General features: G+C 72.4%; 23 protein-coding genes. 12 read left to right on the top strand and 11 right to left on the bottom strand.

All coding sequences use genetic code 11. The features are described 5' to 3' along the window. The first annotated feature begins 11 nt into the window (after positions 1–11). From ectB to thpD, 3 genes are all read left to right on the top strand, one after another. The gene (gene ectB / locus AB0I82_RS07360; protein WP_223735891.1) at positions 12–1,280 is read left to right on the top strand and encodes a diaminobutyrate--2-oxoglutarate transaminase; all 1,269 of its coding nucleotides are present in this window, start codon (positions 12–14) and stop codon (positions 1,278–1,280) included. Between the two features lie 83 nt (positions 1,281–1,363). Beyond that, positions 1,364–1,768: an ectoine synthase gene (locus AB0I82_RS07365; RefSeq protein WP_030264599.1), complete on the top strand. Its 405-nt coding sequence runs from the start codon at positions 1,364–1,366 to the stop codon at positions 1,766–1,768. Between the two features lie 74 nt (positions 1,769–1,842). Next, positions 1,843–2,742, top strand: coding sequence for an ectoine hydroxylase (gene thpD / locus AB0I82_RS07370; protein ID WP_351587737.1), 900 nt, complete (start codon positions 1,843–1,845; stop codon positions 2,740–2,742). 88 nt (positions 2,743–2,830) lie between these two features. On the opposite strand, the gene AB0I82_RS07375 is transcribed toward thpD, so the two are convergent. The 4 genes from AB0I82_RS07375 to AB0I82_RS07390 form a co-directional block, all read right to left on the bottom strand. Continuing rightward, positions 2,831–3,889, bottom strand: coding sequence for a maleylpyruvate isomerase family mycothiol-dependent enzyme (locus AB0I82_RS07375; protein ID WP_363256174.1), 1,059 nt, complete (start codon positions 3,887–3,889; stop codon positions 2,831–2,833). Beyond that, positions 3,889–4,434, bottom strand: a complete 546-nt coding sequence (locus AB0I82_RS07380) for a sigma factor (protein ID WP_363256176.1) — start codon at positions 4,432–4,434, stop codon at positions 3,889–3,891. Before AB0I82_RS07380 ends, AB0I82_RS07375 begins: the two co-directional genes overlap by 1 nt. A gap of 146 nt (positions 4,435–4,580) precedes the next feature. Next, positions 4,581–5,648 (bottom strand): alkene reductase, encoded by a 1,068-nt coding sequence (locus AB0I82_RS07385; protein WP_363256177.1) that lies wholly within the window; start codon positions 5,646–5,648, stop codon positions 4,581–4,583. Positions 5,649–5,740: 92 nt separating this feature from the next. Next, the gene (locus AB0I82_RS07390) at positions 5,741–6,790 is read right to left on the bottom strand and encodes an aminotransferase class V-fold PLP-dependent enzyme (RefSeq protein WP_363256178.1); all 1,050 of its coding nucleotides are present in this window, start codon (positions 6,788–6,790) and stop codon (positions 5,741–5,743) included. A 242-nt stretch (positions 6,791–7,032) separates the two neighbouring features. Between AB0I82_RS07390 and AB0I82_RS07395 the strand changes: the two genes are divergently transcribed. Continuing rightward, positions 7,033–7,620, top strand: coding sequence for a methyltransferase domain-containing protein (locus tag AB0I82_RS07395; protein ID WP_363256179.1), 588 nt, complete (start codon positions 7,033–7,035; stop codon positions 7,618–7,620). On the opposite strand, the gene AB0I82_RS07400 is transcribed toward AB0I82_RS07395, so the two are convergent. Then, complete coding sequence (locus tag AB0I82_RS07400; RefSeq protein WP_363256180.1) at positions 7,595–8,125, bottom strand: GNAT family N-acetyltransferase; 531 nt, start codon at positions 8,123–8,125, stop codon at positions 7,595–7,597. The two genes, AB0I82_RS07395 and AB0I82_RS07400, sit on opposite strands and share 26 nt — an antisense overlap. 5 nt (positions 8,126–8,130) lie before the next feature. Next, positions 8,131–9,657, bottom strand: a complete 1,527-nt coding sequence (locus tag AB0I82_RS07405) for an aldehyde dehydrogenase (NADP(+)) (RefSeq protein ID WP_363256181.1) — start codon at positions 9,655–9,657, stop codon at positions 8,131–8,133. A 121-nt stretch (positions 9,658–9,778) separates the two neighbouring features. On the opposite strand from AB0I82_RS07405, the gene AB0I82_RS07410 reads away from it, so the two are divergent. After that, positions 9,779–10,549, top strand: coding sequence for an IclR family transcriptional regulator (locus AB0I82_RS07410; protein ID WP_363256182.1), 771 nt, complete (start codon positions 9,779–9,781; stop codon positions 10,547–10,549). A gap of 31 nt (positions 10,550–10,580) precedes the next feature. Here the strand turns inward: AB0I82_RS07410 and AB0I82_RS07415 are convergent, their stop codons facing one another. Then, positions 10,581–11,780, bottom strand: a complete 1,200-nt coding sequence (locus AB0I82_RS07415) for a hypothetical protein (protein ID WP_363256183.1) — start codon at positions 11,778–11,780, stop codon at positions 10,581–10,583. A 159-nt stretch (positions 11,781–11,939) separates the two neighbouring features. Between AB0I82_RS07415 and AB0I82_RS07420 the strand changes: the two genes are divergently transcribed. The 3 genes from AB0I82_RS07420 (at position 11,940) to AB0I82_RS07430 (ending at position 14,535) form a co-directional block, all read left to right on the top strand. Beyond that, on the top strand, positions 11,940–12,749 hold the full coding sequence (locus AB0I82_RS07420) for an NAD(P)-dependent oxidoreductase (RefSeq protein WP_363256184.1): 810 nt from the start codon (positions 11,940–11,942) through the stop codon (positions 12,747–12,749). Positions 12,750–12,864: 115 nt separating this feature from the next. After that, complete coding sequence (locus AB0I82_RS07425) at positions 12,865–13,137, top strand: GlsB/YeaQ/YmgE family stress response membrane protein (protein ID WP_363256185.1); 273 nt, start codon at positions 12,865–12,867, stop codon at positions 13,135–13,137. Between the two features lie 117 nt (positions 13,138–13,254). After that, positions 13,255–14,535, top strand: a complete 1,281-nt coding sequence (locus AB0I82_RS07430; protein ID WP_363256888.1) for a TerD family protein — start codon at positions 13,255–13,257, stop codon at positions 14,533–14,535. Here the strand turns inward: AB0I82_RS07430 and AB0I82_RS07435 are convergent. Continuing rightward, the gene (locus AB0I82_RS07435; RefSeq protein ID WP_363256186.1) at positions 14,510–15,559 is read right to left on the bottom strand and encodes an MsnO8 family LLM class oxidoreductase; all 1,050 of its coding nucleotides are present in this window, start codon (positions 15,557–15,559) and stop codon (positions 14,510–14,512) included. The two genes, AB0I82_RS07430 and AB0I82_RS07435, sit on opposite strands and share 26 nt — an antisense overlap. Next, the gene (locus AB0I82_RS07440) at positions 15,504–15,866 is read right to left on the bottom strand and encodes a hypothetical protein (protein ID WP_363256187.1); all 363 of its coding nucleotides are present in this window, start codon (positions 15,864–15,866) and stop codon (positions 15,504–15,506) included. The genes AB0I82_RS07435 and AB0I82_RS07440 overlap by 56 nt, the downstream gene beginning before the upstream one ends. 100 nt (positions 15,867–15,966) lie before the next feature. Between AB0I82_RS07440 and AB0I82_RS07445 the strand changes: the two genes are divergently transcribed. Both AB0I82_RS07445 and AB0I82_RS07450 read left to right on the top strand, forming a co-directional pair. Then, positions 15,967–16,191, top strand: a complete 225-nt coding sequence (locus tag AB0I82_RS07445; protein WP_363256188.1) for a GntR family transcriptional regulator — start codon at positions 15,967–15,969, stop codon at positions 16,189–16,191. Between the two features lie 42 nt (positions 16,192–16,233). Next, a complete protein-coding gene (locus AB0I82_RS07450) occupies positions 16,234–17,067 on the top strand; it encodes a class I SAM-dependent methyltransferase (protein ID WP_363256189.1) in 834 nt (277 codons plus the stop codon). A gap of 40 nt (positions 17,068–17,107) precedes the next feature. Here AB0I82_RS07450 and AB0I82_RS07455 read toward each other — a convergent pair whose 3' ends face one another. Continuing rightward, positions 17,108–18,544: an alkaline phosphatase PhoX gene (locus AB0I82_RS07455; RefSeq protein ID WP_363256190.1), complete on the bottom strand. Its 1,437-nt coding sequence runs from the start codon at positions 18,542–18,544 to the stop codon at positions 17,108–17,110. Positions 18,545–19,009: 465 nt separating this feature from the next. Between AB0I82_RS07455 and AB0I82_RS07460 the strand changes: the two genes are divergently transcribed. Further along, a complete protein-coding gene (locus tag AB0I82_RS07460; RefSeq protein ID WP_363256191.1) occupies positions 19,010–20,170 on the top strand; it encodes a hypothetical protein in 1,161 nt (386 codons plus the stop codon). Between the two features lie 17 nt (positions 20,171–20,187). Next, positions 20,188–20,631, top strand: a complete 444-nt coding sequence (locus tag AB0I82_RS07465; RefSeq protein ID WP_363256192.1) for a hypothetical protein — start codon at positions 20,188–20,190, stop codon at positions 20,629–20,631. 64 nt (positions 20,632–20,695) lie between these two features. On the opposite strand, the gene AB0I82_RS07470 is transcribed toward AB0I82_RS07465, so the two are convergent. Next, the gene (locus AB0I82_RS07470) at positions 20,696–22,177 is read right to left on the bottom strand and encodes a hypothetical protein (RefSeq protein ID WP_363256193.1); all 1,482 of its coding nucleotides are present in this window, start codon (positions 22,175–22,177) and stop codon (positions 20,696–20,698) included. Between the last annotated feature and the right edge of the window lie 62 nt (positions 22,178–22,239).

A 22,239-nucleotide genomic window follows, 5' to 3' on the forward strand; every position in this document is an offset into this window, starting at 1 on the left:
AGGAGCATGCTGTGACCATCACCCAGCCGGATCTGAGCGTCTTCGAAACCGTCGAGTCCGAGGTGCGGAGCTACTGCCGCGGCTGGCCCACCGTCTTCGACCGGGCGCAGGGCAGCCGCATGTACGACGAGGACGGCCACGCCTACCTCGACTTCTTCGCCGGCGCCGGGTCGCTGAACTACGGCCACAACAACCCGGTACTGAAACGGGCGCTGATCGACTACATAGAGCGAGACGGCGTCACCCACGGCCTGGACATGTCCACCACGGCCAAGCGGGCGTTCCTGGAGTCGTTCCAGAACGTCATCCTGCGCCCGCGCGACCTGCCGTACAAGGTCATGTTCCCGGGCCCGACGGGCACCAACGCGGTCGAGGCCGCGCTGAAGCTGGCCCGTAAGGTCAAGGGCCGCGAGTCGATCGTGTCCTTCACCAACGCCTTCCACGGCATGTCGCTGGGCTCGCTCGCCGTCACCGGCAACGCGTTCAAGCGGGCCGGCGCGGGCATCCCGCTGGTGCACGGCACCCCGATGCCCTTCGACCACTACCTCGACGGCCGCTACCCGGACTTCCTGTGGTTCGAGCGGCTGCTGGAGGACCAGGGCTCGGGCCTGAACCAGCCCGCCGCCGTGATCGTCGAGACGGTCCAGGGCGAGGGCGGCATCAACGTCGCCCGTCCCGAGTGGCTGCGCGCCCTCGCGGATCTGTGCCACCGCCGTGACATGCTGCTCATCGTGGACGACATCCAGATGGGCTGTGGCCGCACCGGTGCCTTCTTCTCCTTCGAGGAGGCGGGCATCGTGCCGGACATCGTCACGGTCTCCAAGTCCATCAGCGGCTACGGCCTGCCGCTCGCGCTCACGCTCTTCAAGCCGGAGCTGGACATCTGGGAGCCGGGCGAGCACAACGGCACCTTCCGCGGCAACAACCCGGCCTTCGTCACCGCCGCCGCGACCCTGGACACGTACTGGGCCGACGGCCAGATGGAGAAGCAGACCATCGCCCGTGGTGAGATCATCGAATCCCACCTGCGGGCCATCGCCGAGGAGCACCCGCGGGCCGGTGTGGACTACCGCGGCCGCGGCATGGTCTGGGGGATGGAGTTCGCCGACAAGAGCCTGGCGAACAAGATCTCCAAGCGGGCCTTCGAGCTGGGCCTGCTGATCGAGACTTCGGGGCCGGAGAGTGAGGTCGTCAAGCTGCTGCCGGCGCTCACCACCACCCCCGAGGAGCTGGACGAGGGGCTGCGCACCCTCGCCCGCGCAGTCCGCGACTGCGTCTGACCGACGCGTACGGGGCCGGTCGGCAGGCAGCCGACCGGCCCCGCGGGCTACACCACCAGCAGAACAGAAAGGTTTTGAACCACGTGATCGTTCGCTCGTTCAAGGACATCGAGGGCACCGACCGCCACGTCAAGTCCGCTTCCGGGACGTGGGAGAGCAAGCGCATCGTGCTCGCCAAGGAGCGCGTCGGTTTCTCGCTGCACGAGACCACTCTTTACGCGGGCACTGAGACCGACATGTGGTACGCGAACCACATTGAGGCCGTACTGTGCGTAGAGGGCGAGGCAGAGCTCGAGAACCGGGAGACCGGTGAGAAGCACTGGATCGAGCCCGGCACGATGTACCTGCTCAACGGCCACGAGAAGCACACCCTGCGGCCGAAGACGGACTTCCGTTGCGTGTGCGTCTTCAACCCGCCGGTCACCGGTCGCGAGGACCACGACGAGAACGGCGTGTACCCGCTGCTCACCGAGCCCGAAGCGAGCTGACGCCGCTGGTTCAGGCCCGCTGCCCCGTCCGGCAGTTGAGGAAGGCACGTACGAGAGGAGAGGAAGGCAACACCATGACCACCGCACCCGAGCGCACCGCCGACCTGTACCCGACCCGTGGGGCCACCGAGGTGATCACCCCGCGCCAGGACCCGGTGGTGTGGTCGCAGCCCGGCACGGCAGGCCCGTTCCAGCCGTCCGAGCTGAGCGACTTCGAACGCGACGGCTTCTTCGCCATCGAGGAACTGCTGACGCCGGACGAAGTCACGGTGTACCGCGCCGAACTGGACCGGCTCACCCATGACCCGGAGGTCAAGGCCGACCCGCGCTCGATCGTCGAGGCGAAGTCGGACAAGGTCCGGTCCGTTTTCGAGGTGCACAAGATCAGCGAGGTGTTCGCCAAGCTGGTCAGCGACCCGCGCGTGGTAGGGCGCGCCCGTCAGATCCTCGGCTCGGACGTCTATGTCCACCAGTCGCGGATCAACGTCAAGCCGGGCTTCGGTGCCTCCGGGTTCTACTGGCACTCGGACTTCGAGACCTGGCACGCCGAGGACGGCCTGCCGAACATGCGTACGGTGTCCATCTCGATCGCGCTGACCGAGAACTACGACACCAACGGCGGCCTGATGATCATGCCCGGCTCGCACAAGTTCTTCCTGGGCTGTGCGGGCGAGACGCCGAAGGACAACTACAAGCGGTCCCTGCAGATGCAGGACGCGGGTATTCCGACGGACGAGGCGCTGACCAAGCTGGCCGACCGGCACGGCATCCGCCTGTTCACCGGCAAGGCGGGCTCGGCGACGTGGTTCGACTGCAACGCCATGCACGGCTCCGGCGACAACATCACGCCGTACCCGCGGAGCAATGTCTTCATCGTGTTCAACAGCGTGGAGAACGCCGCGGTGGAGCCCTTCGCGGCCCCGGTGCGGCGCCCTGAGTACATCGGTGCCCGGGACTTCACCCCGGTCAAGTGATCCACCTCGAGTGATCCACTCCTCTGCCTCGTGACGAGGAGCCCGGTTCCGGGCCGGGGGGCCTTGGGTACTCCCAGGGGCCTCCGGCTCATAACCAGGCGAGTGACGCGGCCGTCGCCAGCACGTGCTGAGCGGCGGCCGCGTCGCCTGCCTGGCCCCGGCTCACCTCCTGCGGGGTGAGCCGGCCGCCCACCAGCAGGCAGAGGTCGACCGCTTCCAGGACCAGTTCCGCGGCGACCGGCTCGGCAGCCGGGCCCAGTACCCAGTCGCCGCCCGCCTCGCCCTCCACGGCCAGCAGGACGGGCCGGGCCCCGTCCCCCAGTGCCAGGTCCAGGATGCGGACCGCGAGCGCCACCAGCCGCCGCAGATGCACGGGAGGCGGCGCCGGGACGCCCAGACCGAGCGCCCGGCCGATGTCCCGGGTGTGGATCCAGGTCTCGAACGCCCTGATCACGTAGTGGTCCGCGACCGGCAGCCGGCGGCCCATGAGCGCAGTGGACAGCGCGGCCGGCTCCGCCTCCCGCGCCTCGGGCAGGTCCAGCAGCCCGTGCGCCTGGGTCCGCCACGCCTCGGCCGTCTCGGCGGGTGGCCGGGTGTGCTCGTACGCCACCACCTCCTCCGTACGCGCCGCCCAGCGCACCTCCCACGGGGCCCCGGCCCCCGGCCCCTCCGGCCGCGCCTCGGTCACCGGCAGCAGCCCCAGCCGCTCGGCCAGCGGCTCGTCCGCCGCGATCAGATGCGCGACCGTGCCCTGTACGTCCCAGTCGTGCACCACCGGCGTCCCCCAGCGCGCAGGCTCCCCGTCCAGCTCGCGCAGCAGCGCCTCCAGGCTCGCGACCGCCGCGGCGTACGGAGCGGCGTGCGCGGCGGGCGCGTCGTGCCCGGTGCGCGCCGTGCGGGCCGCCGCCATCAGCCGGCCCCGGCCGACCTTGTCCGCACCCTTGCGGGCGCTCTTGGCCGGCTCGGCGGGCGGCCCGTCCAGCCGGTGCACCGCCTCCCGCAGCCGCGCCAGTTCCTCCGCGCACTCGGCGCAGTCCTCGATGTGCGCGCGGATGCGTTCCTCGTCGCCGGACATCACCGCGTCCAGCGCCCAGGCGGCGAGCAGCGCGTCGATCTCGGGGTGCTCCTCCGCGGGGTCCCAGCCCATCAGATGCCTCTCTCGACGGCCGGATCCGGCGGGTCGGCCAGCCGGTCGGCGAGGCTGCGCAGCGCCGCGCGCAGCCGGGTCTTGGCGGTGTCCTCGGGAATGCCCAGCTCCACCGCGACCTGCCGGTAGGTGCGCCCCGCGAAGTACGCCAGGTGGAGCACCTGCCGCTGGGCCAGCGGGAGCTCGGTGAGCGCGGCGTGCAGCAGCGCGGCGTCGGCGAGCGCGGCCCCGGGCTCGGGCGCCGCGTCGCGCACCCGGTCGACGGCCCGGCGGTGGGCGAGCATGCTGAGCCAGGCGCGCAGCGAGCCGCGGGCCGGGTCGAAGGCGTAGGGGCGGGCCCACAGGTGGGTGAGCACCTCCTGGACGACGTCCTCGGCGGCGTTCGTGCTGCGGGTGACGCTGCGGGCGACGGCGTGCACCAGCCCGCCGAAGGCGTCGTACACCTCGCCGAGGGCGGACTCGTCGCCGTACACCAGTCGCCGGTGCAGGTCCTCGTCGCGCGGCGGAGTTGACGAATTGGCAGCTCTTCGGTCCACCGGCACCACCTCGTGAGGTCGTGCTGCTATTCGTAGCCGTCCGGGCCGCCGCGCGGTAGCCGTCCGCTCAGCCGAATTCGAAGGCCGGCGGGCCCGGGCGGATGGCCGTAGGGCGCGGCCACCCGCCCGGAGTCCGAGGGATGCTCAGCCGGCTCTCAGCCGGTGAGCGCGGGGTAGTCCACGTAGCCGCTGTCGTCGCCGCCGTAGAAGCTCTCCCGTACCGGCTCGTTGAACGGGCCGCCGGCCGCGAGGCGCGCGGGCAGGTCGGGGTTGGCGAGGAACAGCCGGCCGTACGCCAGCAGGTCGGCCTCGCCCTCCTCGACCAGCGACAGCTCTTCGGGCCCGGCGGGGCGGCCGTCGACGGCGGGGTTCAGTACGAACGTGCCGCCGAAACGCTTCCGCAGCCGCGCCAGCAGCCCCGCGTCCCGCACGTCGCAGGCGTGCAGGTAGGCCAGGCCCAGCGGGGCGATCGCCTCGACCAGGGCGGTGTACGTGGCCTCGGGGTCGGGCTCCGACATGCCGTTGAAGGGGTTGCCGGGCGAGATCCGCAGGCCGGTGCGGTACGCGCCGATCTCCGCCGCGACGGCCTTGGTGACCTCGACGGCGAAGCGGGCGCGGGCCTCGTCGGAGCCGCCCCACTCGTCGGTGCGCAGGTTGCTCGCGGGCGAGAGGAACTGGTGGATGAGGTAGCCGTTGGCGCCGTGGATCTCCACGCCGTCGAAGCCGGCCTCGATCGCGTTGCGCGCCGCGACCGCGAAGTCCGCGATGGTCTCGCGTACCTCGTCGTCGGTCAGCTCGCGCGGCACGACGCAGTCCTTCATGCCGTCCTGGGTGAAGACCTGCTGGTCGGCGGCGACCGCGGAGGGCCCGACCGGTATCAGGCCGTCCGGCAGCAGTACGGGGTGGCCGATGCGGCCGCCGTGCCACAGCTGCGCGAAGATCTTGCCGCCCGCGGCGTGCACGGAGTCGGTGACCGTACGCCAGCCCGCGATCTGCTCGGCGGTGTGCAGCCCGGGGGTGAGCGGGTAGCCGCGGCCCACCACGTTCGGCTGGGTGGCTTCGGTGATGATGAGTCCGGCCGAGGCCCGCTGGGTGTAGTAGCGGACCATGGACGGGGTGGGCACGCCGTCGGCGGTGGCGCGGTTGCGCGTCATCGGGGCCATGACGAGGCGGTTGGCGAGCGTCAGCCCGGCCAGGTCGACGGGGTCGAAAGCAGTGGTCAAGGCGTTCCTTTCACGAAGCCGGTGGTCACCGGTCCCCAACACGGCCCGCCGCCGGGACATTCCCGGCACCCTCAACACCCTTGTACCGATGGCTACTTGAGCAGCTCCAGCAGCCGGTCCACGTCGTCCGGCGTGTTGTACAGGTGGAAGCCGGCCCGCAGCTTGCCCGCCCGTACGGCCGCTACGACGCCCGCCTCGGCCAGCCGCGCGTGCGCATCCGCGAGGCCGGGGACGGTGACGATCGCGGAGCCGGGCGCGGGCAGCGGCTCGTGCCCCAGCTCGGCGAGGCCGGCGCGGTACCGCTCCGCCAGCGCGGTGTTGTGCGCGTGCACCGCCGCCACCCCGATCTCTTCGAGGAGCGCGAGGGAGTGCTGGGCTCCGACGTACGAGAGGATGGCGGGCGGCTCGTCGTAACGGCGGGCGTCCTCGGCGAGCCGCTCGATCGGGCCGTAGTTGGACTGCATCGGGTCGGCGCCGGCCACCCAGCCCGCGTGCAGCGCGGGCGGCTGCGGCGCGTCCGCGCCGACCACCAGGAACGAGGTGCCCCGCGGGCACAGCAGCCACTTGTAGGCGCCGCACACGACGTAGTCGAACTCCCGGGCGTCCAGCGGCAGCCAGCCCGCGCCCTGCGTCACGTCCAGCAGCGTCCGGGCGCCGTGCGCGCGGGCCGCTTCCCGGACGGCCGCGAGATCGGCGATCCGGCCGTCCAGCGCCTGCACGGCAGCCAAGGCGACCAGCGCGGTGTCCGGCCGCACGGCGTCGGCCAGCCCTTCCAGCGGCGCGGTGCGCACCCGCAGCCCCGGCCGCATCGCGAAGGGGTTGACCACCGAGCTGAACTCCCCCTCGGGGAGCAGCACTTCGGCACCCTCGGGCAGCGCGGCGGCGATCAGCGCGCTGGAGACGGCGACCGAACCGGCGACGGCGACCCGGTCCGGGGTGGTGTGCAGCAGCCGCGCGAAGGAGGCGCGCGCGGCGTCCGCCGGGCCGAAGTAGTCGTGGCCCATCGTGCCGTACGAGGTGGCGACGTCGAGCTCGTCGCGCAGCGCCGCGCGGGTCCTGGCGGGCAGCAGCCCGCTGGCGGCGGTGTTCAGATACGTCGTCTCGGGCGCGAACTCCGCGCCGCCCAGTCGCTGTTCGGTCATTGCACCACTGTGATCGTTCCGCGTCCCGGCGTCCATCCCGAATCTCCTTGGCCACGCCCAAAGGACTGCTTGGAGAACGGTCCCGGAGGGCGTCTCGGTGTACCTCTCGGAGGACGTCTCCGTTAGGTGGAGGGACCAGTTTTACCCACCCATGGTCGGTTTTGCGCTGTCCTCCGGCGCTCGGCGATGCACTTGCCGTGCATCGGGCCGTCCGCGCCGTCCCGCGCCGGTACGGTCCGGGCATGACTACGCCGCACGAATGTCTCGGCTCCTGGGAGAGCGCCGGGACCGACCCCGCCGCCGGCCACCCCTTCGACCCCGCAGCGCTCCGATGGCAGCTGGCACCCGGCGCACGGGTGCTGGACCTCGGCGGCGGCCGGCGGACCGCGGAACTGACCGCACTGGGGTACGCGGTGGAAGGCGTGGACCGCCCCGGACTGCCGCTGCCCTTCGGGGACGGACGCTTCGACGCGGCGCTGCTCTTCGGGGTGCTGACCCGCGTGGCGCACGACACCGGGCAGCGCGCGCTCCTCGGGGAGCTGGCGCGTGTCGTGCGCCCCGGCGGGCTGCTGCACCTCAGCGACGTACCGCTGCAGACCGACCCGCGCTCGCGTGCCCGGTACGCGGCGTACGAGGACGAGTTCGGCGCGTACGGGGTCTTCCGCACCGAGGACGGCGCGGTGGTCCGGCACCACGAACCGGAGCAGCTGCGGCGCCTGCTCCGGATGCACGGCTTCGCCGTCACCGAGGAGCGCACCGACACCGTCGGCGCGCTGCACGGTCACTCGGTACGCCGGCTCCAGCTCATCGCGCGCCGGGCACCAGCGTGAGCGCCAGGCTGAGGTGGGTGTCGTCGGGGGCCGGGCGGCGGCCTTCGTCCGGCCGCCAGCCGTGCCGGGCGTAGAAGTCGCGGGCCCGGCGGTTGTGCCAGTAGACCTGGAGCCGGGCGAGGGGGTGGCCCGCCGCGCGCCAGGCGGCGACGCAGGCGTCGTGCAGCGCGGTGCCGACGCCGCTGCGCCAGTGGGCGGGGTCGACGTGGAGCTGGCTCAGCTCGACGCCGTCCGGGGGCAGGTCCTTGCCGGGCCGGTACGCGGCGACGCCGACCGGCGCGCCGGACCGCTCGGCGCACAGCACCGTCGTCTCCGGGCAGGCCAGGGCCTGGTGCCAGGTCTCGCGCGAGCGGGCGCGTTCGGCGGGGGTGTCCAGGAGCGCGTCGGGCAGCCGCCCGCTGAAGTACCGGGCGCGGGCCCCGGAGTGCAGCGCGGCCAGCGCATCGAGGTCACGCGGGGCAGCGGCCCGGACGGTGAGGTCCGGGCCGCTCGCCTGATGGGGCACGGGCGTCACGCTTCCCGTACGCCGTCGACCCGGCGCGGCAGCCCCAGCGGGTTCTCCTCCCGCAGCTCGGGCGGGAGCAGCGCGGGCGGGGTGTCCTGGTAGGCGACCGGGCGCAGCCAGCGCTCGACGGCCGTGCCGCCCACGGAGGTGGAGGTCGAGGTGGTCGCCGGGTACGGGCCGCCGTGGTGCTGGGCGGGGGCCACGGCAACGCCGGTGGGCCAGCCGTTGACCACGACGCGCCCGGCGAGCGCGGTGACCTCGGCGAGCAGCTCGCCGCCCCGGCCCTCGCCCGCGCACTCCGCGGTGGAGAGCTGGAGGGTCGCGGAGAGGTTGCCGGGCAGCCGGCCGAGGACGGCGGTCGCCTCGGCGTCGTCGGCGTACCGCGCGACCACCGTCACCGGGCCGAAGCACTCCTCCAGGAGCAGGTCGTGCGGGCCGTCGGCGGCCAGCCGGGCAGCGGGGAGGGTGAGGAAGCCGGCGGCCACGGTGTGCTCGCCGCCCGCGCCCGGCGTCACCGGGGCTTCCACGTCGGGCAGTTCGGCGCGGGCCTGTACGCCCGCGATGAAGGCGTCCCGCATCCGGTGGTCGAGCAGTACGCCCGCCTCGGTGTCGCTGACCTTGGCGGTGAGCTCCTTGACGAGCCCGTCACCGGCCGCGCCCTCGGGCACCAGCACCAGGCCCGGCTTGACGCAGAACTGGCCGACGCCCAGCGTCATCGCGCCGGCCAGGCCCGCGCCGATCTGCTCGGCGCGCTCCTCGACGGCGTCCTGGGTGACCACGACGGGGTTGAGACTGCCCAGCTCGCCGTGGAAGGGGATCGGGTGCGGGCGGGCCGCCGCCGCGTCGTACAGGGCACGGCCGCCGCGTACCGAACCGGTGAAACCGGCGGCGGAGATCAGCGGGTGGCGGACCAGCTCCACGCCCGCGTCGAAGCCGTGCACCAGGCCGACGACGGCCTCGGGGATACCGGTCTCGGCGGCGGCGCGGCGCAGCAGGGCCGCGCACAGCTCGGAGGTGGCGGGGTGGTCCGGGTGCGCCTTGACGACGACCGGGCAGCCCGCGGCCAGGGCGCTGGCGGTGTCGCCGCCGGGCACCGAGAAGGCGAGCGGGAAGTTGGAGGCGGAGTAGACCGCGACCACGCCCAGCGGGATCTTGTAGCGTCGCAGGTCGGGGCGGGGCGGGGCGAGCTGCGGGTCCGCGTGGTCGATGTGCACGTCGAGGAAGGCGCCCTCGTCGACGATGTCCGCGAACGCGCGCAACTGGTATGTCGTGCGGGCCAGTTCGCCGGTGAGCCGGCCGGGGCCGAGCGCGGTCTCGGCGTCGGCGGCCTCGATCACCGCGTCGCCTGCCTGGTCGAGCAGGTCGGCGGCGCGGCGCAGGAAAGCGGCGCGCACGGTGCGGTCGGCGAGGGAGCCGCGGGCTTCGTGCGCGGCCCGTACGGTCGCGTCGACCTCCTCGGCTGTGGCCTCGGCCGCAACCTCTTCGCGCTGCTTCCCGCTGCGGGGGTCGACGCTCCAGACTGGTGCTGCCACCGTGCATTCCTCCCGGGCCGAGTACTTCTGCAGTCCGGGCGTTGTTCGATATACTGAACTTCGTCCCGGAGTGTGAATACGCTGGGACTCTATGACTGTCCGAACTGAGGGGTCAAGGGCGATGCCGGCTGCCGAGACCGGGGGATCACAGGTCAAGTCCGCGGTGCGGACGGTCGAACTGCTGGAGTACTTCGCGGGCCGCCCCGGAATGCACAGCCTCGCCTCCGTCCAGGAGGCCGTCGGCTACCCGAAGTCCAGTCTGTACATGCTGCTGCGCACGCTCGTCGAGCTGGGCTGGGTGGAGACGGACGCCACCGGCACGCGGTACGGCATCGGGGTGCGCGCCCTGCTGGTCGGCACGTCGTACATCGACGGCGACGAGGTCGTGGCCGCCTCCCGGCCCACGCTCGACCGCCTCTCGGACGACACCACCGAGACCATCCACCTCGCCCGCCTGGACGGCACGAACGTCGTCTACCTGGCGACCCGTCAGTCGCAGCACTACTTGCGCCCGTTCACCCGCGTCGGCCGCCGCCTCCCCGCGCACTCCACCTCGCTCGGCAAGGCCCTGCTCGCGACGCACACGGACGAGCAGGTGCGCAAGATGCTCCCGGATACGCTGCCCTCCCTCACCGAGCACACCACGACCGACCGCGAAGCGCTGATCGAGGAGCTGCACGCGGTACGGGAGCAGGGGTACGCGGTCGACCGCGAGGAGAACACCCTCGGGCTGCGCTGCTTCGGAGTGGCGATCCCGTACCGCACACCGGCCCGCGACGCCATCAGCTGCTCGGTCCCGGTCGCCCGGCTCACCCCGGCCCACGAGCAGATGATCAAGGACGCGCTCTTCGACGCGCGGGACCGGCTGACGCTGGCGACGCGGCGCCTGTAGGGGCCCACGCGACTTTCGCCCGCGCGGCTTTCTAGGCCCCCGAGCCGCTCAGCTCCGTAAGGGCCGTACGGACGACCTCCAGGTCCACATCGGACGCCAGGCCCGCGTGATACAGCCGCAGTTCGTCGGCGCCGTGTGCGGCCGCGTGCGCGGCGTCGGCGGCGAGCGTGTCCGGGCTGCCGCCCATCCCGCGCACGACGGTGAAGTTCGCGGCACGGACGCCGCGCCCCTTGAAGGGCGCCAGCGCCGCGGCCCGTTCCGTTGCGCTCCCCGTGCACGGCACGACCACCCCGTCCGCGTGGTCGAAGACCCCCTCGGGGTCCACTCCCGCGTTGGCGCCGCAGCGGTGCGGGGCGGGATCGGCGTGCAGCATGACGCGGAAGTCCGGCCCGGCGGCGGCCCGTACGGCGGCCACGGCGTCGCGCTGCAGCTCTTTCGCGCCCCGATCCCGCCAGGCGGTGACGGCCCCCGCGTACTCCTCGCCGAGCGCCTCGACCACCTCGGCCCACTCCCCCGCCCGATCACCCGCTCCCTCCGTGCCGCCACCCGCCCACACCGGGGCCAGCGCGCGTACTACGGTGCGGCGCAGCTCTTCGGGGTCGGCGCCCAGCCCCGTATACCCGGCGCGGCACTCCGTACAGAAGCACAGCGACATCAGGTACTGCGCCGCGCCGCTCAGGGAGACGCCGCCGATCTTGTCGTGCGCGTGCAGGTGCGCGAGCCCGTACCAGCCGCAGGACTCCAGCTCGGTGCCGCGGGTGTACGGCCGTACGGCGGCCTCGGCGGCCAGCGTCACCAGGTACTCGTGCACCTCGGGGCGGGCGATACACGGGGCCCAGGGGTAGGCGTCCCCGTAGGCGTTGCGGACGACGGACTCCGGGTGCTCGGCGCCCAGCCGGGAGTTGTGCGCCAGGACCACCCAGGAGTGCACCTCCAGGCCCGCTTCCGTGAGCGCGCGGGCGGCCTCCGTGTACGGGTCGGGCCCCGTTACCCAGTCCTGCGCATACGGGCGCAGCGCACGGCCGGCCCAGCGCTCCGGGGACGGCGGGTAGAGGACGGCGGAGTGCCGGGCGGTGACGATGCGGTGCTTCGGGTGGCGCGGGGTGAGGGCACGAGTGGAGTGGTAGGCGGCGGCGAGGGTGACCCGGTCGACGCCGAGCCCGGCGGCCCGCCGCGCGGCGTCCGGATCACCGACGACGTCCCACGGGTAGAGAAAGGCAGCGGCGCGCATCGGGGCTCCCTCCGGAAAACCACATCCGCAAGAACGCATCCGTGGCTGGCGTCCATGTCCATGAACGACATGACGCTAAATCAGCGCACACACCGGGTCAAGAGCCCTTCCGCGTACACCATCTTGACCAGACCACCGCCCTTCTTTACGTTGACGACCATGACCGCACCCCGCACCGTCCTGCTCACCGGGGCCGCCGGCGGCCTCGGCACTCTGATGCGCGAGTTACTGCCCTCGTACGGCTACCGACTGCGGCTCTTCGACCGGCTGCCCATCGAGGGCGAGCCGGACGCGATCGTCGCCGACCTCGCCGACAAGGAAGCGCTGCGCGAGGCCGTGCGAGGCGTGGACGCGGTGATCCACCTCGCGGGCATCTCCCTGGAGTCGACGTTCGAGAAGATCCTCCAGGCCAACATCGAGGGGACGTACCACCTCTACGAAGCGGCCCGTGAGGAAGGCGTACGGCGGATCGTCTTCGCCTCCTCCAACCACGCCGTCGGGTTCACGCCGCGCCCCCAGGACGGCTCGGCCGCTATACCGGTGAACACCCCGCGCCGCCCCGACACCTTCTACGGACTCTCCAAGGGCTTCGGCGAGGACCTCGCCTCGCTCTACTGGGACCTGCACGGCATCGAGACGGTCTCGATCCGCATCGGGTCCTGCTTCCCGAAGCCCACATCCGTACGCATGCTGTCGATCTGGATGAGCCCCGCCGACTGCGCCCGGCTGCTGCACGCGGCGCTCACCGCCGAGGACGTCGGCCACACCGTCGTCTACGGCTCCTCCGCCAACACCCGGCTGTGGTGGGACCTGAGCACCGCCCGCGCCCTCGGCTACGAGCCGCAGGACGACTCCGAGGAGTACGCCGCGGAACTCCTCGCCACGCAGGGCGAGCTGGACCCGGAGAACCCCGAACACGCGCACTTGGGCGGCGCCTTCTGCACGGACCCGCCGATCTGGCCGTACTGAGAACCGCCGTCGGCGGCCGACCTCGGCCGATGGTGGCATACCGCACGGAACTCCGGGCGGCGTCCTCGCGTCCTTGAAGGCGTAACAACCCCTTGCAGGAACGAGGAACACCATCATGGGCATCGTCAGCTGGCTCGTACTGGGGCTGGTCGCCGGCGTCATCGCCAAGGTCCTGCTGCCCGGACGGGACCCGGGCGGCCTGGTCGGCACCACCCTGACCGGCATCGTGGGCTCGTTCGTGGGCGGCTGGCTCTCCACGAAGTTCCTCGACCGTCCGATACCGAAGGACTTCTTCGACCCGGCCATGTGGGTCGCCTCCATCGCCGGCGCCCTGGTCCTGCTGATCGCGTACCGGCTGCTCTTCGGGAACTCCCGCGAGCGGCACTGAACGGGCCCGTCCGGCTCCTCACTGAACGGGCCCCGTTCGGCTCAAAACCGAACGAGCCCGTTCCGCTGGTAATGGAACCGTAAAGCGGTGCCGGTCGTTACTCGGGACATGACCGCTATGACTCCTGGCTCGAATCTCCCGCTCTCCGCAGCGCGGGTCGCGGTGGACGTCACCGCTCCCGTGCGGCTGGACGTGTCGGGCCTGCTGCTGACCCCCGACGGCAAGGTCCGCTCCGACGACGACTTCGTTTTCTACAACCAGCCGAGCGGTCCGGGCGTGACCCACACCGCGGGCACGAGCGGCGGCGGCGACACGATCACGGTGGACACCGCCGCCGTGCCGCCCGGCATCGACAAGATCGTCGTCACGGCGAGCCTGGACGCGCCGGGCGCCACCTTCGCCGGCACGGAGCCGACGGCGACGGTCCGCAGCGCCGACGACGGCAGCGTGCTCGCCACGTTCACCCCGCCCCAGCTGGGCTCCGAGACCGCCCTGGTGGTGGTCGAGGTCTACCGCCGCGGCGACGCGTGGAAGGTCCGCGCGGTGGGCCAGGGCTATGCGAACGGCCTGGCGGGCATCGCCACGGACTTCGGCGTCAGCGTCGAGGAGCCCGCCGCGCCGGCCGCTGCGCCCGTCGCGCCGCAGCAGCCCGCCACGCCGCCCGCGCCGCCGCACCCCGGCGCGCCGAGCGCCGGCCAGTGGGGCCCGCCCGCCGGTGCCGCGGCCCCGCTCGCCCCGCCGACCGCCGCCCCCGGCGCACCGGGCTCGATGGGCACCCCCGCGCCGCCCCCGGCTCCGGCCGCGCCCGCCCCGGGCACCGGGAAGATCAATCTCGACAAGGGCCGCGTCAGCCTCCAGAAGAACCAGACCGTTTCCCTCGTCAAGGGCGGGCAGCCGCTGCTCTCCTCGGTCCGGATGGGCCTCGGCTGGGAGCCCGCTTTCCGCGGCAAGGACATCGACCTCGACGCGTCCGTGATCGCGTACGGCCCCGACCGCAAGAAGATCGACAACTGCTTCTTCGGCAAGCTCACGATCCTCAACGGCGCCATCCAGCACTCCGGGGACAACCTCACGGGTGAGGGCGCGGGCGACGACGAGGCGATCACGGTCCACCTCGGCGGCCTCCCCCCGGAGGTCACGGGCCTGGTCTTCACGGTGAACAGCTTCACCGGTCAGAAGTTCACCGACGTCGCCAAGGCCTACTGCCGCCTGCTGGACGCGCAGTCCGGTGAGGAGCTGGTCCGCTTCGACCTGACCGGCTCGGAGAAGCGGACGGGCGTCCTGATGGCCAAGCTCATCCGGCAGTACAGCGGCGAGTGGGAGATGACGGCCCTCGGCGAGTTCGTCGACTCCCGCACGGTCCGCGGCATGGTCAAGCCGGCCGCGCAGGCGCTGTGACCGGCGCGCCGTCCAGCCCGGCCACCACCGCGAGCCGGCGGTAGGAGTCCAGCTGGGCGGCGCGGTCGTACGTGCTCGTGGTGACCAGCAGCTCGTCGGCCCCCGTGGCGGCGAGCAGCTCGGCAACGGCCGGGCGTACTTCGTTCTCCGTGCCGTGGATCTGGCCCCGCTGCGCCGCCTCGTAGAACTGCCGCTCCTTCGCGGTCATGGTGGCCTCCCGCGCGAGCACGTCTTCGACCGGCTCCAGCGGCGGAAAGACCCCACGCGTACGGGAGTACGCCATCGCCCAGGCTTCCGGGAGCAGCAGCCGGCGGGCCTCCTCGGTGCTGGCGGCCACGGCGACGGTCGCGGAGACGACGACGTATGGCCGCTCCCAGAGCACGGACGGCCGGAAGGCGGCGCGGTAGCTCTCGACGGCCCGCAGCAGCGCTTCCCGCCCGCGCACGTCGCCGAGCACCAGCGCGAGTCCCGCCTCGGCGGCGATCTTCGCACCGGCCCCGGTGGCCAGCACGAACGCGGGCACGGTGAGCCCCTCGGCGGGCCGCGCGTGCACCTGCGGATGGGCGGTCTGGGTGCCGGTGAAGTAACCGGTCAGCTCGGCGAGCTGCGCACCGAAGTCTTCGGTCGCGTCCTTGTCCGTCCCCAACGCCCGCCGGATCCCGTCGGTGAACCCGACCGAGCGCCCCAGCCCCATGTCGATCCGCCCCGGAAACAGCGACTCCAGCACGCCGAACTGCTCGGCGACGACCAGCGGCCGGTGATTGGGCAGCATGACGCCGCCGGTACCGACGCGAATACGGCTGGTGGCGGCCGCGACAGCCGCCGCGAGCACGGTGGGCGCCGATCCGGCCACACCCGGCACGCTGTGGTGCTCCGACACCCAGAACCGCCGGTACGCGCCGAGCGCCTCCACCTCCTGCGCGAAGCGCACCGTCTCCTGCAGCGCCTCCCCCTGCGGCCGACCCGCTCTAGTACGGGACCGGTCCAGGACCGAGATGCGTGGGGCCACTGTCGTCGAGTTCACCCCCAGTACAACGCTCCCCGCCGCCCGAGATTCCACCGGCGGCGCCGGGCAGCCGCTCCGCCCGAAGCTCGGCGACGAGGGCGGCGTCCTCCACCGCGCGAGCCAGGTACCGGACGGCCCGCCGCAACTCCGCCCCCGAGGCGTCCGGATCACCGGCCAGGGCCCGCCCCCTCGCCACATCGGTCCTCGCCATGCCGAGCATCTCGCCCTCCATGACATCAGCCAGCCGATTCACCAGCCCGTCCCCCAGGGGGACGTAGGCCGCCCGCCCACCGTCGGTCCACGGCAGCCGTCGTAGAGGCTCCATGTCGTCGCTCCTTCGTAGCGAGGCCCTGTCGCACGCCAACCTTACGCGGTTTCGCGGTTACGCGGTAGCACGCTGACGCGTCTCCGCGCACGCTGGAGGTATGGACCTTGATCGCTCAGTGCCCGTCTGGCCGCAAGTGGCCGCTGATCTCCGCCGTCGGCTCGATGCCGGGGAGTGGGAGCTTGGCGAGCGCTTCCCGGGCACGGTCACGCTGGCCGCTGAGTACCGCGTAACCCAGTCGACGGTCCAGAAGGCCGTCGTGCAGCTCCGCAAGGAGGGCCGCCTTCGCACGGTCCTGGGCGCTGGCAGCTACGTCACGGGCTGAGAGAATCGTGGGGCCGCTGTCGCCGCACGCGAGGAGCCCCCGATGTCGTCCGCCGACCAGCCCCCACCCACCGTTCCCGCGCTCGACGAGATCTACGGCGCGTTCGACCTCAGTCACGTGCCCGCGTTCGCCGGTGGGTTCATCAACTTCGGGTACTGGGCGGATGCGCCGTCCGACCGACCGCTGACCGAGGCCGAGCGGGTCGAGACCGAGAGGGAGCTGTACCGGCTCGTACTGCGGGGCTTCGCGCGGACCGAGGGGCGGGACGCCGTCGAGGTCGGCTGCGGGCTGGGGCTCGGATCCGCGCTCGCGCTGTGCGAGTACGGCTTCGGGTCGGTCGTCGGGCTGGACATTCACCCCGACCAGGTCGCAAGGGCCCAGGCGCGGAACGCCGCCGTGCGGGACGCGCACCCGGGACGGCTGGAGTACCGGCGCGGCGCGGCCGAACGGCTGCCGCTGCCGGACGCCTCCGCGGACTGTCTGTTCTCGGTCGAGGCGGCCCAGCACTTCCCCGACATCCCGGGCTTCGCGCGCGAGACCGCGCGTGTGCTGCGCGCGGGCGGCCGGCTGGTGCTGACGACGTTCCTGGCCACCAGCGAGGAGGCCGCCCGCGCGCTGCCCGGACTGCTGCCCACCTACGCCGACGGCCTCGACCTCGCCCACGTGGCGGACGAGGTGACCGCCACGCTGGCGGCGGCCGGGCTGTCGGACGTGCGGATCCGGGCGATCGGGGAATCGGTGTGGGCCGCGTACGACCGGCATCTCGGCCAGGTGCCCGAGCTGCGCGACCTGTGGCCACGCCGCTTCCTGACCGCGTACGAGAAGGGGCTGCTGGATTACTACGTGATCACCGCGGACCGGCCGGAGCCCCACTGACCCGACCGGTCCGATGGCGCGTCAGCGCCCCGCGCCCCCGTCAGCCCTGCCGACGCCAGGGCCCCGTGATCGCGAGCATGATGCCCGGGTCCTGGATGTTGGCGAACAGCGTCTCCCCGTCGGGCGAGAAGACCGGGCCGGTGAACTCGGCGTACACCGGCTCCTCCGCCGTACCGACGTTGATCTCGTTGCGCGCGACCGGGTAGGTCCGGCCGTCCTCGGTGGTGCCGTAGAGGTGCTGCACGCCCTCGCCGTCCTCGGCGATGATCAGGCCGCCGTAGGGCGAGACGCTGATGTTGTCCGGGCCGTCCAGCGTGCCTTCCTTCGACGGGTCGGCGTTGATGCCGAAGCGGATCTTCAGGGTCAGCGTGCGGCGCGCGGGGTTGTAGAACCACACCTGGCCGTCGTGCTGGACCGGGCTCTCCTCGCGGGCGTAGGACGACACGACGTACACGCCGCCGTCCGCCCACCACATGCCCTCCAGCTTGCGGGCACGGGTGATCTCGCCGTCCTTGAACTGCTTGCGCACGGACGTCGTACGGGCGTCACGGTCGGGGACCTCGACCCAGTCGACGCCATAGACCGTGCCGGGCTCGGTGGCCCGGGAGAGGTCGTCGACGAAGCGGCCGCCGGAGTCGAAGCACTTGAACGCGGCGAGCACGCCCGCGTCGTCGGCGAGGGTACGCAGCTGCCCGCGGCCGTGCGTGAAGCCCTGCGGCGGGGTCCAGCGGTAGAGCAGGCCGTTGGGCTCCTCGGCGTCCTCGGTCAGGAAGACGTCGCCGCGCTTCGGGTCGATGACAACGGCCTCGTGCGGGTACCGGCCGAACGCCTTGACCGGCTTCGGGTCCCGGGCCGCCCGCTCGTCGTGCGGGTCGACCTCGAAGACGTAACCGTGGTCCTTGGTCATGCCGTTCTGGCCGGCCTTGTCCTCGGTCTCCTCACCGGTCAGCCAGGTGCCCCAAGGCGTGCTGCCGCCGGCGCAGTTGGTGGAGGTACCGGCGATGCCGACCCACTCGCTGATGTGGCTGCCGTCCTTGGAGACCTCCACAACGGTGCAGCCGCCGGCCGCCGCCGGGTCGTAGACCAGGCCCTCGGCGAGCGGCACCGGGTGGTCCGCGTCGGCGCGCGGGCCCTTGATCTCGTGGTTGTTCACGAGCAGGGTTGCGCCGCGCTGCCCCTCGAAGGTGGCCGTGCCGTCGTGCTTGGCGGGCGTGTACTCGCCGCTCTCCAGCTTGGTCACACCGGTACGGGTGACGATCTTGTAGCTGAAGCCCGCGGGCAGCGCGAGGATGCCCTTCGGGTCGTCGATGAGCGGGCCGTAACCGAGCTGCCGCGTCCCGTCGTCGCCGGAGGACTCCGCGGCCTCCTCGCCGATGGCCCCGGGGGCCGTGGCCAGTACCCCGACGCTGCCGGCGAGCGCCACTCCGGCGCCGGTGTACGCGGAGCGCTTGGCGAAGTCCCTGCGAGTGAGGGGCATGGTGATCTCCTGAATGGCTGGTTTCTTTCTCCCCCGTCCTGACACAGGCTTGCGGGCCCGTCCGAACGCAAGTTGAACGGGGCACGACGTCCAGGAAGCGTTTCGCCTGCGGCAATGAACCATGACAAACAAGGTCATCCACGCTGTTCCGCAGCACACTGCAAGATTTCTGGCTTTCCACCTTGACCGCCCCCCGCGACCGGCAATAGACAGTGCCTACCTGCATCACCCGTAAGGCGAGCGCCGGGCCGGCGGCCGTACGGACGGGTCGCCCGTACGCGGCAGTACGGACAGGCCGCCCGCCCCAGGCCGTACCGGGCCCTGCGTCTCCCTCCGAGAGCCGGCCGCCACGGCGGCCCGGCCCGTCAAGCCACACGCGGTCCCGCCGCGGAAGCCGTATGCCCGCCTGCCCGGCGCGCGACGGCCCGCGCGCCGGACGCCCCACCGGGGAAGAGGTGGTCTGGTGTGAACCAGCCCGAGATGATGCGCGGTCCCACCGGCGGACAGGTCAGTGACACCTCCCGCCAACAGGCGCTGTCGGACTTCATGAACCCGCAGCACCCGCTCGCCAACGTCGTCGGCTTCGGCCACGGCGTGAAGTGGACGGGCGGCGAGCCGACGGGCGAGGAAGCGGTCCTGGTCTTCGTGACGCAGAAGGTCCCCGAGTCGGTACTGTCCGAACGGGACGTGGTGCCGCACGAGATGGACGACGGCACGCCGACGGACGTGGTGGCCGTCGGTCATGTCGCGGCCCAGCGCAGCCGCCTCACCGCACCGGGCGGCGGCACGGAGGAGCAGTCCGGCCTCGGCCCCGACGGAATGACGTCCGTACTGTCCCGGCCGCTGCTGGACGAGCTGGGCCAGGAGCTCGGCCGGCTCCGCACGGCCACGGAACCGCAGCGGCTGACCCGCAAGATGCGCCCGTGCCCGTCCGGCTTCTCGGTCGGCAGCGTGCGGATCACCGCGGGCACGCTCGGCAGCGTGGTCTACGACCTGCTGCCCGACGCGCGGATCAACCCGCCGGAGCCCGGCACCGGCATCCCCGCCACGTACTACATCCTGAGCAACAACCACGTGCTCGCCGACTCCAACCGGGCGCCGCTGGGCAGCCCCGTGGTGCAGCCCGGCCCCGCGGACGGCGGCATGGACCCGCCCGACCGGATCGGCACGCTGTCCCGCTTCGTCGCGATCCAGTTCGCGCCCCAGGTCCCACTGGCCCAGCAGAACAACATCGTGGACGCGGCGCTGGCGAAGGTGGAGTTCCACAACGCCACCCGCGAGCAGTACTTCAACGGCCCGCCGCGGGCCTGGCGGCGCAAGGCGCAGGTGGCGGTGGGCGACCGGGTGAAGAAGGTCGGCCGGACCACCAACCTGACCGTCGGCCGGATCCTCTCCACCGACGCGACCATCGACGTCTCGTACGGCACGGCCGGCACCGCCCGCTTCAAGGACCAGATCGTCACCACGAACATGTCGGCAGGCGGTGACTCCGGTTCCCTGATCACCTCGCTCGACAATGTCGCCGTCGGCCTGCTCTTCGCGGGATCGCAGCAGGTCACGATCGCGAACCACATCGAGAACGTCCGCGCGCTGCTGCGCGTCGAGATCGCCGAGCAACTGGCCTGACCCGGGGAGCGAAAGCCATGACGAGCGCAGCCAAGAAGAAGGGCCAGGGGCAGGAGCACCGGTTCATCAACGCCCAGGGCTCCGAGGTCAAGACGCGCGACGAAGCGTTCGCCGCGCAGCGCGACGTATCGGCCGAGGCGCTGCGGGTCACCGCGAAGATGCGGCTCAACAACGGAGCGCTCAGCTTCGACATGGAGGTGACCTACAACCCCAACACGTATCCGCACGTGATCACCGGCGGCCGGATCACCTCCGGCATCTGCGGCGCCCCGTGGGACATCACCGGCGGCGAGCTCGGCCCCCGGCTGGTACTGCGCGCCACCCGCCCCGGCGGGTCGAGCAACTGCGCCAAGACCATGACGGTCATCGGCCAGTTCCAGGTGCCGCTGTCCTACCGCGGGACGTACGGCTTCAACGGCCAGTCCGCGTCGTTCTCGCACACGACGCAGTACTTGTGCTGAGGAACCCGGCGAGCTGACGGCCCGCCGGGCTTCCGCAGCACCGCGCCGAAGTACCGACGGACCGTCAGCTGTCCTTCTTGGAACGGGCCTTGAAGGCCGCCTTACGGGCCTCCTTGGCCGCCTTCTTGTCCGGGTGGAGCCGGCCCATCGCCTCCAGTACGTCGGCGGTGGCCGGGTGGTCCACCCGCCAGACCGCGTCGAAGAAGCCCGCATGCTGACCGGTCAGCCCCTCGACCAGATCCCGCAGCTCGGCCGCGTCCTCGTCGGCGGTGCCCAGCTGTGCCGCGAGGGTGTCCACGGTCAGCCAGAAGATCATGTCCTGGGAGGGCTCGGGGATGCCGGTCGCGCCGTGCTCGGCCAGCCAGACCCGGGCCAGCCCGCCCAGCTGCCGGTCGTCCAGCACCTCGCGGAGCGCGGGCTCGGCCTCCGGGCCGACCAGCGACAGGGTCTGCTGGCAGGCGAGCCGGCGCTGCGGCGCCCGGTCGTCGTCGCCGCGCGCGGCGGACAGCAGGTCGCGGGCCGCGGTGAGGGCGTCGCGGGCCGCGAGCCACTGCTCGGACTCGGCCTGCGCCAGCGTCTCCGGGTAGTCGGGCAGCGCGCCGAGCAGTACGTCGGCGCCCTTGTCGGCGAGGTCGCCGACGGCCGGGGCCTCGACGCCCGCGTCCAGCATCCGCGCGCGGACGGCGTACATGCCGAGCGGGGTGAGCCGGACCATGCCGTACCGGCTGACGTCCTCCTCCTCCAGCGGCTCGGCCGACCGTACGGTCTCGCCGTCCTCGTCCAGCTCCTCGATGAGCGCCTCGTCCACGGGCTGGTACGCGACCAGGCCGATCGGCGCCAGCACCCGGAACTGGTCGTCCAGGCGCATCATCGCCTCGGAGACCTCTTCGAGGATGTCGTCGGTGGGCTCGTCCATGTCCGCCGGGACGATCATGGAGGCGGCGAGTGCCGGCAGCGGGACGCTCTGCTCCGGGTCCTCGGCCAGCGCACAGAGCATGTAGAGGTTGCCGAGGATGCCGTCCAGCAGCTCGGCCTCGTCCTCCGGATTCCAGTCGATGGAGTCCAGGTCCAGCTCGCCGCCCTCGGCGATCTGCTCCACCAGGTCGCCCAGGTCGGGCGCCGCGGCGTCGGCCAGTACGGTCTCCATGCCGCCGAGCCAGATGGCCAGCACGTCCTGCGGGCTGCCGGCGGTCAGCAGGCGGAGCTCCTCGCCGGGCGTGGCCGTGCCGGACGGGGCGCCGTCGGGCAGGTCCTCGTCCTCGTCCGCGTGCTCCTCGATCTCGACGAGGCCGGTGTCCACGGCCAGCTGCCATGCCTCGGCGGCGTAGCCGGTGCCGTCCTCGTCCACGGCCAGTCCGAGGTGGACCGCGGCCTCGGCGAGCTGCTCTTCGAGGAGGTCGCCGCCGACGCCGACCGGTACCTCCCGTTCGGCCCAGCGGGCGAGCTTCGCCGCCCGGGCGAAGAGCGGGGCGCTGAGCGCGTCCCTGGCCAGCTCCGCTTCGGGGTGCAGCCGCACCGGGGGAAGGGTGGGGCGCTCGTCGGACATCTAAGGTTCAGCTCCTCGGGCGGACTACTGCTGGTGCGTCGCCCAAGCGTAGACGGAATCGT

The sequence above is a fragment of the Streptomyces sp. NPDC050315 genome (genome assembly GCF_040655775.1).
In the GTDB taxonomy this organism is placed as follows: Bacteria; Actinomycetota; Actinomycetes; order Streptomycetales; family Streptomycetaceae; genus Streptomyces.

Coding starts and splice junctions, on each gene's coding strand:
- thpD (WP_351587737.1), top strand. CDS start 1,843: ATGACCACCGCACCCGAGCGCACCGCCGACCTGTACCCGACCCGTGGG.
- AB0I82_RS07375 (WP_363256174.1), bottom strand. CDS start 3,889: ATGGGCTGGGACCCCGCGGAGGAGCACCCCGAGATCGACGCGCTGCTC.
- AB0I82_RS07390 (WP_363256178.1), bottom strand. CDS start 6,790: ATGACCGAACAGCGACTGGGCGGCGCGGAGTTCGCGCCCGAGACGACG.
- AB0I82_RS07395 (WP_363256179.1), top strand. CDS start 7,033: ATGACTACGCCGCACGAATGTCTCGGCTCCTGGGAGAGCGCCGGGACC.
- AB0I82_RS07410 (WP_363256182.1), top strand. CDS start 9,779: ATGCCGGCTGCCGAGACCGGGGGATCACAGGTCAAGTCCGCGGTGCGG.
- AB0I82_RS07415 (WP_363256183.1), bottom strand. CDS start 11,780: ATGCGCGCCGCTGCCTTTCTCTACCCGTGGGACGTCGTCGGTGATCCG.
- AB0I82_RS07420 (WP_363256184.1), top strand. CDS start 11,940: ATGACCGCACCCCGCACCGTCCTGCTCACCGGGGCCGCCGGCGGCCTC.
- AB0I82_RS07425 (WP_363256185.1), top strand. CDS start 12,865: ATGGGCATCGTCAGCTGGCTCGTACTGGGGCTGGTCGCCGGCGTCATC.
- AB0I82_RS07430 (WP_363256888.1), top strand. CDS start 13,255: ATGACTCCTGGCTCGAATCTCCCGCTCTCCGCAGCGCGGGTCGCGGTG.
- AB0I82_RS07440 (WP_363256187.1), bottom strand. CDS start 15,866: ATGGAGCCTCTACGACGGCTGCCGTGGACCGACGGTGGGCGGGCGGCC.
- AB0I82_RS07445 (WP_363256188.1), top strand. CDS start 15,967: ATGGACCTTGATCGCTCAGTGCCCGTCTGGCCGCAAGTGGCCGCTGAT.
- AB0I82_RS07450 (WP_363256189.1), top strand. CDS start 16,234: ATGTCGTCCGCCGACCAGCCCCCACCCACCGTTCCCGCGCTCGACGAG.
- AB0I82_RS07455 (WP_363256190.1), bottom strand. CDS start 18,544: ATGCCCCTCACTCGCAGGGACTTCGCCAAGCGCTCCGCGTACACCGGC.
- AB0I82_RS07465 (WP_363256192.1), top strand. CDS start 20,188: ATGACGAGCGCAGCCAAGAAGAAGGGCCAGGGGCAGGAGCACCGGTTC.
- AB0I82_RS07470 (WP_363256193.1), bottom strand. CDS start 22,177: ATGTCCGACGAGCGCCCCACCCTTCCCCCGGTGCGGCTGCACCCCGAA.